We start from the raw sequence: 14,160 nt of genomic DNA on the forward strand, positions 1-14,160 counted from the left end.
GGCCTACCCCAAGGCCCGACGAGCGTCCGGTCGAAACCGGTACCCGGAACACAAGCGCCCCTCCCTGAGGCGCTTCGTTGGAAACAGTTAACGCGGAACGAGCCCGTTTGCGGACAACTCGTCACAATAAAAACTGTGCCAAGCGACACATTAATCCAGATGACCCGGATTTTCCGTACCGCTGGTCCGACAACCCCGGACTCGGCTTCACGATGCCGGCCGCGGCACGTTGCAGCCGAGCTTGCCGACTCGGACGCGCCGCTACGCGCGATCGGGCGCGCCGTGGCCTGGCCCCCGCGGGACCAGCCGCCTGCGACGAACCCGGCCGCGAGCGTTGTAGCGCAGCGCGCAAGCACGGCTATGCGGCGTCCCGGCCCAGCCGCCGGACACGGTCGTGGCCGGGCCACGGCCGCCCCGGGTACAATCCTCCGGCTCGCTGCACTCAGGCGCAGCGCGGTCGTAGAGCAGCCGGCTACACCGTGAAATCGCAACGGCCCCGTAGCTCAGCTGGATAGAGCATCCCCCTCCTAAGGGGAAGGTCACACGTTCGAATCGTGTCGGGGTCGCCAACCTAAGGGCTGGGCGAGACAGCAAGCAAGCGCGCGCTTCCAAGTCCCGATGGCTCCGCTCATCGCATTCGACTCGGACTTCACCCGGTCGGGCAACGGCCCGACGGCGGCAAACACGCTGCCGGCACCAATGCGTCACGTCTGCTCGGCCGGCACGAACGACACATCGAACACTCGCCATCTTTGTGCGGTTCGATCCGCCCCGGCCACTTACCTGCCGGCATCGCGCACATAACGTCGAACAGCGCCGTCTTCGGCCAGCGGCCATGAACAAAAAATAAGTGTGATTGCCCTGAATTTGGCGTATTTCTCTACGTACGACGGAACATGCGGCCCTATGCTTGCGCTCTGTCGGAACAACCGACGAACCGCTGGCATCGAGTTGCTACAGCCGTTCTCAGGGGGAAGGTTCCATGCCGAGGTCATCCAGTGCCCTGCTGCCGCCAGGCGCAGCCCTGCTTTCTGTGAGCCGGCGCAGGCCGGGCATACGATTTTCGAGACGCGCCTTCCTCTGCCTGTTTGCGGCGATGTCGGCATTCGGATTCGCCGGCGGTGCTTTCGCGCAAACCAACTGGGTCACCTTGTCGGGCGGTAATCCGGGCATTTTGAACAGCGGCCAGACCGCCACGCGAACCTGGCTGTGGGCGCCCGGTGGAAGCTCTATTACCGGCACGGTCGATATGACCCGCACCGGCGCCGGGCAGGTCTATGGATTCACCGAGAATCATCAAACCACCATTACCGCGAGCGGCTTCGGCGCCCCCGCTTACTCCGACGCATACGCCAACTCTGTCGGCGGCGTGACCGGAATCTTCCACTTCGGTTTCGAGGGCGAATTTCCGCGCGCACCGGACGATGCGCCGCCCGCGGCGGTTTCCACGACCGTCGTCGACTTCAAATTCAACGGCAGCGTCACCTCGCCCGACAACACCATCATTTCGTTATTCGACCCCGGTTCCGGCGATACCGGCGTCACCGGGCCGTTCACTTATAACTTCGATGCCTACTATCAAGGCGTTCCGATCAACACCAGCACCTGGACAGTGACGGTCGTCGACCCGTATCCGCCCACCGGCACGCCGACGAACTACACCTGGAACGCATCCACCGCGACCTACACGCTGTCGTCGTTTCCGTCGGCGACCGGCGGCAACTATCCCGACACGCTGGTTTTCATCGATACCCATAACACCACCTTCGACCGTCTGGTATTGACGGCGGTCGGTCTGGTGACGGACAACCTGGGCGTCGGCTTCGGCTCGGCCAATGTGCCCAACCTGCCGATCACCCTGGGCAAGACCTGGGTCAACGGCAAGAGCGGCGATACCGTCAGCCTGACTCTCGCAGGAGCGGGCGCAGAAAATCCTACCGCCGGCACCTCGACGCCGCCGGCCACGACGACCGCGGCGACCGCGAACGGCTTGCCGAGCCAAACGGTCACCCTCAGCGAAACCTTCACCACCGGCAGCGCGGCGAACTACACCATCACCTGGGAATGCCGGCGCATCTCGAACAACACGCTGGTGGCGAGCGGCACCGGCGCTAGCGGCAGCTTCACCATGCCGACCGACTCGGGCGTCGGCTGCGCGTTCACCAATACCCGCATCGCGCAGCAGATCAATCTGGCCAAGACCTGGCAGAACGCCACAGTCAACAATGCGATTACGGTGACGACGACGGGCGGCACCAACAACCCGACGCTCGCCTCCACTGCGAACACACCGAACGAGACCGATACCGGCGCGGCGGTCACCGTGTATGCCGGCGACAGCGTCGTGCTTCCGGCGGAAGCCTTTTCCAACGGCAGCCAGGCGAACTACCTCACGACGGTCGCCTGCGCCGGCGGCTCCACGCTCGCGTCGGGCGCGACCGGACGCTCGCTGACGATCTCGACCAGCACCACGGCGACCACCTGTACCTACACCAATATCAAGCGACCGGTGATTCGCCTGCAGAAGTCCTTGCCGCTCGGACGCTTCGTTGCCGCCGATCAGTTCGCACTGAGCGTGGCCGGCCCGGGCGCGCCGGCGCCGGTGACGACCACCGGCAGCGGCAGCACCGCCACCGGCACCGTGACGGTGGACCCGGCCACGATCGGCTCGGCCTATACGCTGTCGGAAACGGCGGCGGCCGGCACCAATCTGGCGAACTACACCACGGCCTGGAACTGCAGCAACGCCTTTTCGGGCGGACAGACGCCCAGCGGCAGCGGCACCAGTTTCAATCTCACTCCGGTAGCCGGCGACGACCTGACCTGCACCTTCGCCAACACCCGCGCACCGCTCGCGGACTTGTCCATCACCAAGACCAACACCCCGGGCGTGAACGGCGACGTCGACCAGGCCAACGACACCTTGATTCAAGGCGCCATCACCACCTACACCATTGTGGTGACCAACAACGGCCCGGACGCGGTGACCGGCGCGGTATTGCGCGATCCGATCGCCGGCCGTAGCGAGCTGATCTGCCCAGGCCCGGCAGCTTGCTCGGGAGCGGGTTGCCCCGCACCCACCCTGACCATCGCGCAACTGGATGCAGGGGTGGCGCTGGCAACCTTGGCGGCGACGGCACCGAACAATCAGGCGACCGTAACCCTGAGCTGCACGGTCCAGTAAGCAAGCCGACCGCCGGATCGACAGCGGCCGGCGCGGCCCGCCGCGCGGCCGTGATCGGCCTAGCCATGCCCGGCCATGACGGGCAATCAACATGCAATAACCGGCCATAAGCGCCCGTTACCGGCCGTTGCCGAGCACCGCCGCGGCCCACCGGCTACAATTCGCCGGAGCACCCCACGCTTCGATTGGACGCGGCGCCCCCCTCCTAAGGGGAAGGTCACACGTCCGAATCGTGTCGGGGTCGCCAACCACGCAGCGCCGCTCATGCGCGCTGCCGGCGCCCGCGAGGGCGTCCCCTTTCCGTCTCGCCGCGCCACGGCGCGACCATCACTTGGAGCTTTCGGTATGACCCACCCCGTTCTCGCCGCCCTGGGACTCAAAGACAACGAGTCCGGCACCTACCTCGGTCATGGCGAATGGTCGAAGACCGCCGACGCCGGCGTGCTGGAGCCGATCAATCCCACCGACGGCGAAGTGCTGGCGCGCGTGCAGGCGTCCTCGCAGAGCGATTACGACACCATCGTCGAACGCGCCCAAGCCGCCTTCGCGGTGTGGCGCACCACCCCGGCCCCGCGCCGCGGCGAAGCGATCCGCCTGTGCGCCGACGCGCTGCGCAAGCACAAGGACGCGCTGGGTTCGCTGGTCGCGCTGGAAATGGGCAAGTCCAAGCCGGAAGGCGACGGCGAAGTGCAGGAAATGATCGACATCGGCGATTTCGCCGTCGGCCTGTCGCGCCAGCTGTACGGCCTGACCATGCACTCCGAGCGCCCGGGTCACCGCATGTACGAGCAGTGGCATCCGCTCGGCCTGGTCGGCGTGATCTCGGCGTTCAACTTCCCGGTCGCGGTGTGGGCCTGGAACTCGTTCATCGCGGCGATTTGCGGCGACATCACCATCTGGAAGCCCTCGCCGAAGACCCCGTTGTCGGCGATCGCCTCGATGAAGATCTGCAACGAAGCACTGCGCGCCGCCGGTTTCCCGGACATCTTCTTCCTGTTCAACGACGCCGGCACCGAGCTGGCCTCGAACTTCGTCGACGACAAGCGCATCGCGCTGGTCAGCTTCACCGGTTCGACCAAGGTCGGCCGCGTGGTCGGCGAGCGCGTCGCGCGCCGCATGGGCCGCTCGCTGCTGGAACTCGGCGGCAACAACGCCATCATCGTCGACGCTTCGGCCGACCTGAAGCTGGCGATCCCGGCGATCGCGTTCGGTGCGGTCGGCACCGCCGGCCAGCGTTGCACCACCACCCGCCGTTTGTTCGTGCACGAGTCGATCCATGACGACGTGCTGGCCAAGCTGGTCGCGGCGTTCAAGCAGGTCGAGAAGAAGATCGGCGACCCGACCGACCCGGCCAACCTGATGGGCCCGCTCAACAGCCGCGATGCGGTGCAGGCCTACCTGGATGCGGTCGAAAAGGCCAAGGCCAGCGGCGGCAAGGTCGAGACCGGCGGCGCGCAGATCGAGCGCAAGGGCAACTTCGTCCTGCCGACCATCGTCACCGGCCTGAGCAACGACGCCGAAGTGGTGCAGACCGAAACCTTCGCGCCGATCCTGTACGTGATGAAGTTCAAAACGCTGGACGAAGCCATCGCCCTGCAGAACGACGTGCCGCAGGGCCTGTCGTCGTCGATCTTCACCGCCAACCTCAAGGCCGCCGAAGCTTTCCTGTCGGCCGCGGGTTCCGATTGCGGCATCGCCAACGTCAACATCGGCACCTCCGGCGCCGAGATCGGCGGCGCGTTCGGCGGCGAGAAGGAAACCGGCGGCGGTCGCGAGTCGGGTTCGGACGCATGGCGCGCCTACATGCGCCGCCAGACCAACACGATCAACTACTCCGACGCATTGCCGCTGGCGCAGGGCATCAAGTTCGATCTGTAAGCGCGGGCGGCGATGCCGTTCTCCGATCGAACGCCAGGTCCGTTGCCGCCGGGGTATCCCCTGGCGGCAACGGATGCCGCGGGCCAGCCCATCGGTGCAGGCACGCGGGTATGCATTCCCTGTTTGCCCGACTGGTTGATCCACGACCTGCCCGAGCCAGAGGTCGCGGAGCTGCGCCGCTTCGAAGGCCAGTCGCTGCCGGTTTTGCGCATCGACGCTTACGGTTACCTGTGGTTCGGCGAGAACTCTCCGCGGTTTTGCCTCAGGCCGGCCGAAGTGTTGGTCGAGCCCATCGATTCCAGCAGCCCGGGCTAGCGCAACGCAGTCCCCGGCAACCACACCGTTTTGTGATCGCAAGCGCAAAAGTCCGTCACACCGGCGATCGCAGACCGCGACGCATTCGGCGTAATCGCCGCGCCGCCGCCCCTAGCATGGGCTCGCCAGATGGACTGGCGACGGTGAAGGACGTCTTGTGGACACACGGAACCGTAGCATCCGCTTGAGCGCACTGGCCTTCGGCGTATTCGGCTTCGCCGCCGCCCTGACCGCCTACGCCGCGCCGCAATGCGAGCACTGCCTGGCCGGCTATTACGTCTGCCGAAGCAACAGCCCAGGCGACACGCAACCCTGCCTGGAAGCCATGTGGGATTGCGAGACCGCCAGCGGCTGCGCGATGAGCTATCCGCCGGATTGATCTATCGCGGGCATCGGCACGCGCCCGGTACCGGCCATGATCGAACGCGGACCGCGAACGCGCTTTGCGGACCGCTTCGTCTTTGCGTCGTCGCGATAACCCGCGGCGAGCATGCCGGCGCGGCAAGCCCGTCGTATGCTGTGACGATATTCACATCACGAGGGAACGTCCCCATGCAAATGCCTGTCCGCCAGACCAATGTCCTGGCCATCATCAGCCTGATCGCCGGCATCCTCGGCTGGACCCTGCTGCCCCTGGTCGGCAGCCTCGGCGCCATCATCACCGGCCATATGGCGCGCGGCCAGATTCGCCGCGAACCGGACCGCTACGACGGCAACGGCCTGGCTATCGGCGGCCTGATCCTGGGCTGGGGCTCGGTGATCATCGCCCTGCTCAGCCTCATCGTGATCGTGCTGTTCTTCGGCGGCCTGGCCACGATCGTGGCCCTGAGCGGCCAGCACTGACACCGCCTGCGCGATGCGTCCCCGGGCGCATCGCGCAACCGCCGCGCCATCCCGCCGGCTGCGGCCCAGCCCGCCCGCCGCCAACCGCCACACGCCATGCTCGCCCCGAGCCACCCGCTTGGGCGATAATCGGCGTCCCCGTCCCCGAGCGCCCCCGACGACCTCGTGTACAGCCTTGCCCGACCCTTTCTCTTCGGACTGGATGCCGAACGAGCGCACGGCCTAGGCCTGACGGCGCTGGAAACCGCTTATCGCAGCGGCCTCAATCCACTCATGGCGCGGCCGCCCAAGCCGCTGCCGACCAAGGTCTTCGGCCTCAGCTTCCCCAATCCGGTCGGCCTGGCCGCCGGCCTGGACAAGAACGGCGCCCACGTCGACGCCCTGCTCTCGCTGGGTTTCGGCTTCATCGAGATCGGCACCGTCACGCCCAAGCCGCAGGCCGGCAACCCGCGTCCGCGCATGTTCCGCCTGCCCGAACAGCAGGCCGTGATCAATCGCCTGGGCTTCAACAACGACGGCGTCGACGCGCTGGTGCGCAACGTCGCCAAGGCGCGGCGCAAGCGCGGCCTGCTCGGCATCAACATCGGCAAGAACAAGGACACCCCGAACGAGAACGCGGAGAGCGATTACCTCTACTGCCTCGAACGCGTGTATCCGCTGGCCGACTACATCACCGTCAACATCTCCTCGCCCAACACCGCCGGCCTGCGCGAACTGCAGGAGGAGCAGTCGCTGCGCCGCCTGGTCGGCAGCCTGCGCGAGGCGCAGGAGAAATTCGCCGCGCGCGAAGGCCGGCGCGTGCCGATGCTGGTCAAGATCGCGCCCGACCTGTCCGACGACGACATCGAGGCCGCCGGCCGCGTGCTCGGCGAGTTGCAGGTCGACGGCGTCATCGCCACCAACACCACCATCGCGCGCGACGGCGTCGAAGACAGCCCGCATGCGAAGGAAGCCGGCGGCCTGTCCGGGCGCCCGCTGATGAGCCAATCGACCACGGTGCTGCGCAAGATGCGCACGCGCCTGCCGGAAAACATTTCGATGATCGGCGTCGGCGGCATCCTGTCGGGCGCCGACGCGGTCACCAAGATGGCCGCGGGCGCGAGCCTGGTGCAGTGCTATTCGGGGCTGGTCTATCGCGGGCCGGCCCTGGTCCACGAATGCGTCGAAGCGATCCGCCGCCGCAAGGAAGCGCCCAGCCGCGGCAATGTCCCGCCGACGATCTGAGCCCGCCGTCATCCACCCGATTCCCTATCGCAAGCATGATTCGCAGGCATGGTTCGCAGGCATGAGCGCATGAGCCCGAGCGTGCGCGTGCTGCGCGATGCATCCCTGAAAGACCGCAACAGCTTCGGTGTCGCCGCGCGCGCGCCGTGGCTGGTCAGCGTCGACGAGGCCGCGGCCCTGCCCGAGGCGCTGCAACGCCCCGAACTGAGCGACGGCCTGGCCCTGGTGCTCGGCGGCGGCAGCAATCTGCTGTTCGCCGGCGACCCGAGCGGTGCGGTGCTCGAACTCAGCGGCCGCCAGGTGCGCATCGTCGAAGACGACGGCGAACGCGCGATCGTCCGCGCCGATGCCGGCGTGCCCTGGCACGGCTTCGTCATGCAGATGCTGGCGCAAGGCTTCGCCGGCCCCGAAAACCTGGCCCTGATCCCGGGCACGGTCGGTGCCTCGCCGATCCAGAACATCGGCGCCTACGGGGTCGAGGTGCGCGACTTCGTGCACGCAGTCGAAGCCTTCGAGCCGGCGACCGGGCGTTGGTTGCGCTTCGACAACGCGCAATGCCGGTTCGCCTACCGCGACAGCCTGTTCAAGCAATCGCCGGACCGTTACCTGATCAGCGCGGTCGAGTTTTCGCTGTCGCGCGTGCCCGCGCTCAGGCTCGACTACGCCGGCATCGGCGATGAGCTCGCGACGATGGGCGTGCATGCACCGACGCCGCAGGCGGTCGCCGATGCGGTGATCGCGATCCGCCGCCGCAAGCTGCCCGACCCGGCCGTGCTCGGCAACGCCGGCAGCTTCTTCAAGAACCCGATCGTGCCGATCGCGCAAGCAGAAGCCTTGCTGGCCGAGCATCCGTCGATGCCGTCGTTCCGCGGCAACGACGCCGACACGCGCAAGCTGTCGGCGGCCTGGCTGATCGACGGCTGCGGCTGGAAAGGCCATCGCGACGGCGACGCCGGCGTGTCGGCCGCGCATGCGCTGGTCCTGGTCAACCATGGCCGGGCCAGCGGCGTGCAACTGCTCGACCTGGCCCGCCGCATCGCCGCCTCGGTGCAGTCCCGCTACGGCGTCGCGATCGAACCGGAACCGCGCCTGATCGGCGCCACGTGGTGAGCGCCGCGCCGGCGCATCCGATGCGGGCCGCCAGCCTGATGCTGGCCAGCACGATCTCGTTCGGCGTGATGACCATCGCGATCCGTTTCGCTTCGCAATCGCTGCATACCTTCGAGATCGCCTTCTTCCGCAACCTGTTCGGCCTGCTCGCGGTGTTGCCGCTGTTGCTCGGCGCGCAGCGCGCGGAACTGCGTACCCGGCAATTGCCGAAGTATTTCGTGCGCTGCCTGATCGGCATCTGCTCGATGCTCGCCGGCTTCTGGGCCATCGGCCACCTGCCGCTGGCGCAGGCGATTTCGCTGACCTATTCGACGCCGATCTTCGTCACCATCGCCGCGGTGCTGTTCCTGCACGAACAGGTGCGCGCGCGGCGCTGGCTCGCGGTGCTGGCCGGTTTCATCGGCGTGCTGGTGATCGTGCGGCCGGGCTCGGCGGATTTCTCCATCGACAGCCTCGCCGCCCTGCTCGCCGCGGTGCTCGGCGGGGTGATCTCGATCCAGATCAAGCAGCTCTCGCGCATCGACTCGGCCAACACCATCGTCCTCTACACCTATGCGTTCTGGGTGCCGATGTCGTTGGTCCCGGCACTGTTCGTCTGGCAGTGGCCGCAGGGCACGGTGTGGTGGTGGATCATCGCCGCCGGCATCTTCGGCACCGGCGGGCAAGTGCTGTGGACGCACGCGCTCAAACTCGGCGAAGTCTCGGCGCTGACGCCGATCAGCTTCATGCAACTGCCGTTGGTGGCGCTGGCCGGCTGGCTCTGGTTCGGCGAAGGCCTGGACGCCTACACGGTGACCGGCGCGGCGATCATCCTGGCGTCCAACGCCTACATCGCCCATCGCGAAGCGGTGCTGGCGCGGCGCGCGGCGTCGGCCGCGGCGACGGCGGGGGCCGTGCCGGGAGAGTGAGTTGCTGCGCCTGGTCGTAGCGTTTGTAGGGTCGCCGGTCAGGCGGGGCCTCGCGATCTGGCGCAAATCCCCTCTGCCCCCCCTTTGCAAAAGGGGAACAGCACGGTGGCTTTGAAGGCACGAACGCTCCTGGTGGCTCGTACCAGCGATGCATCGACTCCGCTTGTTGCAGCGCACGAAGGCGCCGACCGCACTCGGCGATTCCGTGATCGGGGTCCGGGCATTAGCGGACAGGCGCGGCCGCATTAGCGGTCAATCTGCGCAGATCGGGTCCGGCGCACGCCGGCGCGATTGACGCGGCCGTACGGCGGGCGATATCCAGACGCGGCAGTACGGAGGGGAACCGGCCTCGCGCACGCCCTAGCGCGCGCCGGTAACGCGACCCGCTCCTCCCTTCATGACGATCCAAGGAGAGAGATCATGGCACTGAGCCGTCACGTGGCCGTCGCCCTTCTGGGCGGCGCCGTCGCCTTGTCCAGCCTGCCCTCGCATGCCGAGCAAGGCGATTACGGTTTCTTCGAAACCATCCGCAACCTGTTCTCGCCGCCCAAGGCCGACAACAAAGTCCAGCCGGCGCAACGCAGCGGGCAGTACCCGCTGCTCAGTCGCGACGCCGCACGCGCCGACGGCTTCGACCCCGGCGCCTACTACCAGTGGCAGACGGTGCAGTTGCCCGCCGAGACCGGCGCAGTCTGCGGCAACGGTTCGCCGTACAAGATCTTCGTCAACCGCGTGCCCGACACCACCAACACCATCATCTACATGGAAGGCGGCGGCGCCTGCTGGGACTATGCGAGCTGCTCGGGCCAGGGCGGCGTGCGCGGCGCGCGCAATCCCAACGGCGTGCCCGACGACTACATGAAGCTGCTCAATCCCGGCGCGAGCCTGGTCAGTCCGTTCGTGACCCGGGTCAGCCCGTTCGACGGGGTCAAGACCCAGGGCTGGAACATGGTCTACGTGCCCTATTGCACCGGCGACCTCTACGGCGGCGACAAGGTCGCGGTCTACGACGACCCGACCGGGCAAGCGCAACCGCTGGTCTGGCACCACAACGGCCTGCGCAATTCGCGCGCGCTGACCGCCTGGCTGAAGGACAACCTGCCGCGGCCCGGGCAGATGCTCAGCACCGGCTGCAGCGCCGGCGGCGCCGGCAGCCTGATCAACTACGACCCGCTGCGCCGCGATCTGTCGCCGAGCCGCGCCTTTCTGATCGACGACTCCGGCCCGATCTTCCCGACCCCGCGCAACGGCAACCCGGCCCAATACCCCTCGCAGCCGTTGATGGCGCATATCCGCGGCGCTTGGGGCCTGGACGCGCCGAACGGCCCGCTGGCCTATCTCGCCAGCGGCCTGCCGCAGCTCGACCTCGACGAACTCGGTTCGATCTACCCCGCACTCGCCAACAAGCACGGCAGCGACCGGCTCGGCGCGACCCACTTCTGGCAGGACCTGAATTACTCGTCGTACTCCTACGAGCGCTTCCACGCCGACATCCAATCGGCGCCGAACCAGGCCGCGAAAGAAACCCTGATCCACGCGAAATGGGCTTCCGACACCCAACGCCTGTCGGACCGCCTCAACGGCCTGGACAACTTCGGCGGTTACTTCCCGCAATACCGCGCCTTGAACGAAAGCCATTGCACGACCATCGTCGATTTCAAGAACGGCGACGTGCAGGAGCAGAGCCTCGAGCTGAAGCACTTCATCGACAGCGTGCTCGACGGCAGCGGCAAGGTGCGCGACGCTTCCGAGCAGAACGACAGCCGCGACAAGGCCAAGCCGTTCAACCTGCTGTACTGGCTGGTCGACCAGTTGCTGGCCTGACCGGTTCACACCTGATAGAAGCAGGCACCGATGCGCACGACCCTCTTATGGGTGCTCACCCTGACCGCCGCGGCCATCGCCGCGGCGGTCGGCGGCGGCTGGCTGCCGCTGTCCAAGGCGAAAGCCGATACGGTAGCGGCCAGCAACGCTCAGGGCACGGGCGCGCCGTCGCAGATGCAGGCCCTGCTGGCGACACCGCAGGCCCGCGACTACCGCCAGCGCCAACAGTTCCAGCGCGATGCGCAGCGCTTCTTCCGCGATGCGCGCAACCTGGGGCCGGTCGCACGCAGCCAGCGCGCGCAAGTGTTGGAGCGCAAGATCGATGCCTATGAGAACGCCGGCGAACTCTCCGCCGGCGAAACCATGCTGCTGCGGGTCGGGCTGATCCAGGCCACGGTCGTCGACCCCGCCGAACAGGCGGCGCAGGTCGAAGCGCTCGCCCAGCGTTACCGCGCCGAGGCCGCGCGCCGTAATGCGCAGTGGCAAAACCAGCAACAGCGAGACCCGCGTTTCCGGGACTACAAGCAGCGCGAACGCGACGTGGTCGCCGAAGTCCTGGCGATGCAGCGCATCCCCGGCGGGCTCAGCCGCGACGAGTACCTGCGCCAGCGCCTGCAGGCCGAACGCGAACAGGCCTATCGTTAGCCGTGCTGCTATCGGTTGGCGGCAACGCGCTCAATCGCCTTCCGCCACCGCCACACGATTGCGCCCGCCGCGCTTGGCCGCGTACAAGGCCTGGTCGGCGCGCGCGAACGTGGCCGCCGTGTCCTCGCCGGCGCGGTGCGTGGCCAGGCCGATGCTGATGGTCAGCGGCAACCCGACCGGCAGATTCGCGACCGCCTCGCGCACGTACTCGCATTGCAGCTGCGCTTGCGCCTGACCGCACTCGAACATCATCAGGAACTCCTCGCCGCCGTAGCGCGCCACCCCGCCCGGCGCGGCCGCGTACAGACGCAAGGCCTCGGCGACCGCCAGCAGGACACGGTCGCCTTCGGGGTGGCCGTGGACGTCGTTGATGGTCTTGAAGTGGTCGATGTCGAGCACGGCGACGTGCAGCGCGGCCGGCGCCTGCTGCCGCGCCAGCGCCTGTTCCAGCGCCAGCGCGAACGCGCGCCGGTTCGGCAGGCCGGTCAGCGGATCGGTGCGGGTCAGCGCAGTCAGATCGGCGTTGCTGGCTTCGAGCTCGGCCTGGTACTGCAGCAGCTTCTGCTCGTACCAATCGCTCTCTTGCAACTGCCGTGCCAAAGCGTGGCTGACCCGGCGCAATTCGAGCAGGCGCGAGGTCTGGGTCGACAAGGCCTGCAAAGCGACGTACTGGTGTTGGCGTAACTCGCGCGGCTGGCGGTCGATCACGCACAGCGTGCCCAGCGCCTCGCCGCCCGGCGTCACCAGCGGCGCCCCGGCATAGAAGCGGATGTTCGGGTCGTCGACGACCAGCGGGCTGTCGGCGAAACGCGCATCGTTATGCGTGTCCGGCACCACCATGGTCCGGTTCGGCTCGAGGATAGCGTGGGCACAGAACGCCAGCTCGCGCGGTGTCTCGCTCGCGGCCAGGCCGATGCGCGCCTTGAACCACTGCCGGTCGGCGTCGACCAGGCTGACCAAGGCGGTCGGCACATCGCAGATCGCGGCCGCGATCGCGACCAGATCGTCGAAATCCTTTTCCGGGGCGGTGTCGAGGATGTCGTAGCTGCGCAACGCCGCCAGGCGCGCGGCTTCGTTGGCGGGTATCTCGGGTTTCTGCACGACTCGGATTCCTGGGGTCGGAGCTGTCGAACCCCATCCCCTGTCATGGCCTCCGACCTGTCGAGTCTAGCAAGGCCTCGCCGCCGCGGGATCGGACCGGAGCACGGACCAGAGCACGGACCGGACCGGCCGCCCTGCCCCGTAACCGCGCCATGCGCAAGTGCGGGACCGACCCGACCCGCGTTTCGCCGACCGCCGTCACGGCCATTGCGCGATGCCGTACTTTCAAGCGATGGCGCTGCTTGCAATGTCGGCCCGCTACAATCGAACCTGCCGTGCAGGCGCGCGAGCGGCCTGCGAACGACAACCTGGAACGACCGCACCCATCGCCACAGAGAGGGCCACGTGCAAGTGGAAACGAACGATTACGTCGAACTCAAGAGCGAGATCCTCGACGGCATGCGCAGCTACATGGAAGAAGTCGCCGAAGACGGCAGCGACGCGGGTTACACCGCACAGGACATCGACGACTGCGAAGGGATCATCGATCGTTTCCTCGACTCCATCGCCCACGCCGCCGGCGACAACGCCCGCGCCAGCGGCGCGGTCAAGGATGCGGTGCTCGCCCTCAACGCCCTCAACGCACGTTGCAATCACAGCCTGATCGAGACCGACCAGCGCGAAGGCCTGTGCGAACTGATCATCCGTGTCGCCGCGACCGCCGGCGTGGGCTCGGGCCAGGACGACATCACCGAGGAATGGCGCGAGTGGTGAGGCGAGTGGGCTGCGTCGGCGACACCGGCGCGGCTCACATCATCGAGTACGCCCGCCATTGTCAATGAGTTGTGGAGCCTTCCAAGGCACGAGACGAAAAGCGGCAAGATCCGCTTCATCCTGCACCGACTCCTCGATACCCTCCCCCTTCGAGGGATGGCCCGATTTGAAGGATACGCCGTGAAGATCGAACGAAGTGCAATTCGCACGGGCAGAAAGCACGAACAAACAGGCGCCTGATGCCCAAGACGCCGAAGCGGACAGTTTCACGGGCACTCTGCTTCGTTCGTTATTTCGGTATGAGCAGCACCCATCCCGACTACGCTTGGACAGACGTGCGTGGCGCATCCGTCCGGCGAACCCAGCGCCTGCCCTCGTACCGAACCGAGCGCCAGCGCCAGTCCGAAAAACGCC

General features: G+C 67.2%; 12 protein-coding genes and 2 tRNA genes. 13 read left to right on the forward strand and 1 reads right to left on the reverse strand.

The features are described 5' to 3' along the window. Nucleotides 1-492 precede the first annotated feature (492 nt). The 12 genes from EX88_RS0120130 to EX88_RS0120180 all read left to right on the forward strand — a co-directional run bounded on the left by EX88_RS0120130 (nt 493) and on the right by EX88_RS0120180 (nt 11,931). Nucleotides 493-569, forward strand: a tRNA-Arg gene (locus tag EX88_RS0120130). 341 nt (nt 570-910) lie between these two features. Then, on the forward strand, nt 911-3,184 hold the full coding sequence (locus tag EX88_RS0120135) for a prealbumin-like fold domain-containing protein (protein WP_152566386.1): 2,274 nt from the start codon (nt 911-913) through the stop codon (nt 3,182-3,184). 122 nt (nt 3,185-3,306) lie between these two features. Then, a tRNA-Arg gene (locus tag EX88_RS26225) sits at nt 3,307-3,431 on the forward strand. A 98-nt stretch (nt 3,432-3,529) separates the two neighbouring features. After that, nucleotides 3,530-5,062, forward strand: coding sequence for an L-piperidine-6-carboxylate dehydrogenase (gene amaB / locus EX88_RS0120140; protein ID WP_031373777.1), 1,533 nt, complete (start codon nt 3,530-3,532; stop codon nt 5,060-5,062). 123 nt (nt 5,063-5,185) lie between these two features. Further along, a complete protein-coding gene (locus EX88_RS0120145; RefSeq protein ID WP_031373778.1) occupies nt 5,186-5,377 on the forward strand; it encodes a hypothetical protein in 192 nt (63 codons plus the stop codon). Nucleotides 5,378-5,561: 184 nt separating this feature from the next. Further along, entirely contained in the window at nt 5,562-5,756 is a 195-nt protein-coding gene (locus tag EX88_RS0120150; RefSeq protein ID WP_031373779.1) for a hypothetical protein, read from the forward strand. A 173-nt stretch (nt 5,757-5,929) separates the two neighbouring features. Next, nucleotides 5,930-6,220, forward strand: coding sequence for a DUF4190 domain-containing protein (locus EX88_RS0120155; protein ID WP_031373780.1), 291 nt, complete (start codon nt 5,930-5,932; stop codon nt 6,218-6,220). Between the two features lie 165 nt (nt 6,221-6,385). Beyond that, entirely contained in the window at nt 6,386-7,444 is a 1,059-nt protein-coding gene (locus EX88_RS0120160; RefSeq protein ID WP_031373781.1) for a quinone-dependent dihydroorotate dehydrogenase, read from the forward strand. A gap of 69 nt (nt 7,445-7,513) precedes the next feature. Continuing rightward, on the forward strand, nt 7,514-8,554 hold the full coding sequence (murB, locus tag EX88_RS0120165; protein WP_031373782.1) for a UDP-N-acetylmuramate dehydrogenase: 1,041 nt from the start codon (nt 7,514-7,516) through the stop codon (nt 8,552-8,554). A gap of 20 nt (nt 8,555-8,574) precedes the next feature. Continuing rightward, on the forward strand, nt 8,575-9,462 hold the full coding sequence (locus tag EX88_RS0120170; protein WP_031373783.1) for a DMT family transporter: 888 nt from the start codon (nt 8,575-8,577) through the stop codon (nt 9,460-9,462). 420 nt (nt 9,463-9,882) lie between these two features. Then, nucleotides 9,883-11,286, forward strand: coding sequence for a pectin acetylesterase-family hydrolase (locus tag EX88_RS0120175; protein WP_031373784.1), 1,404 nt, complete (start codon nt 9,883-9,885; stop codon nt 11,284-11,286). Between the two features lie 30 nt (nt 11,287-11,316). Beyond that, the gene (locus EX88_RS0120180; RefSeq protein ID WP_051885356.1) at nt 11,317-11,931 is read left to right on the forward strand and encodes a hypothetical protein; all 615 of its coding nucleotides are present in this window, start codon (nt 11,317-11,319) and stop codon (nt 11,929-11,931) included. Nucleotides 11,932-11,961: 30 nt separating this feature from the next. Here the strand turns inward: EX88_RS0120180 and EX88_RS0120185 are convergent, their stop codons facing one another. Beyond that, a complete protein-coding gene (locus EX88_RS0120185) occupies nt 11,962-13,032 on the reverse strand; it encodes a GGDEF domain-containing protein (RefSeq protein WP_031373786.1) in 1,071 nt (356 codons plus the stop codon). Nucleotides 13,033-13,377: 345 nt separating this feature from the next. On the opposite strand from EX88_RS0120185, the gene EX88_RS0120190 reads away from it, so the two are divergent. Then, on the forward strand, nt 13,378-13,746 hold the full coding sequence (locus EX88_RS0120190) for a hypothetical protein (protein ID WP_152566387.1): 369 nt from the start codon (nt 13,378-13,380) through the stop codon (nt 13,744-13,746). Nucleotides 13,747-14,160: the final 414 nt, after the last annotated feature.

Origin of the sequence: Lysobacter antibioticus (assembly GCF_000731095.1) — a bacterium.
Taxonomy (GTDB): Bacteria; Pseudomonadota; Gammaproteobacteria; order Xanthomonadales; family Xanthomonadaceae; genus Lysobacter; species Lysobacter antibioticus_B.

Bases quoted from the DNA above. Each gene is read 5' to 3' on its own strand.
- EX88_RS0120155 (WP_031373780.1), top strand. From the start codon at position 5,930: ATGCAAATGCCTGTCCGCCAGACCAATGTCCTGGCCATCATCAGCCTG.
- EX88_RS0120175 (WP_031373784.1), top strand. From the start codon at position 9,883: ATGGCACTGAGCCGTCACGTGGCCGTCGCCCTTCTGGGCGGCGCCGTC.
- murB (WP_031373782.1), top strand. From the start codon at position 7,514: ATGAGCCCGAGCGTGCGCGTGCTGCGCGATGCATCCCTGAAAGACCGC.
- EX88_RS0120180 (WP_051885356.1), top strand. From the start codon at position 11,317: ATGCGCACGACCCTCTTATGGGTGCTCACCCTGACCGCCGCGGCCATC.
- amaB (WP_031373777.1), top strand. From the start codon at position 3,530: ATGACCCACCCCGTTCTCGCCGCCCTGGGACTCAAAGACAACGAGTCC.
- EX88_RS0120170 (WP_031373783.1), top strand. From the start codon at position 8,575: ATGCGGGCCGCCAGCCTGATGCTGGCCAGCACGATCTCGTTCGGCGTG.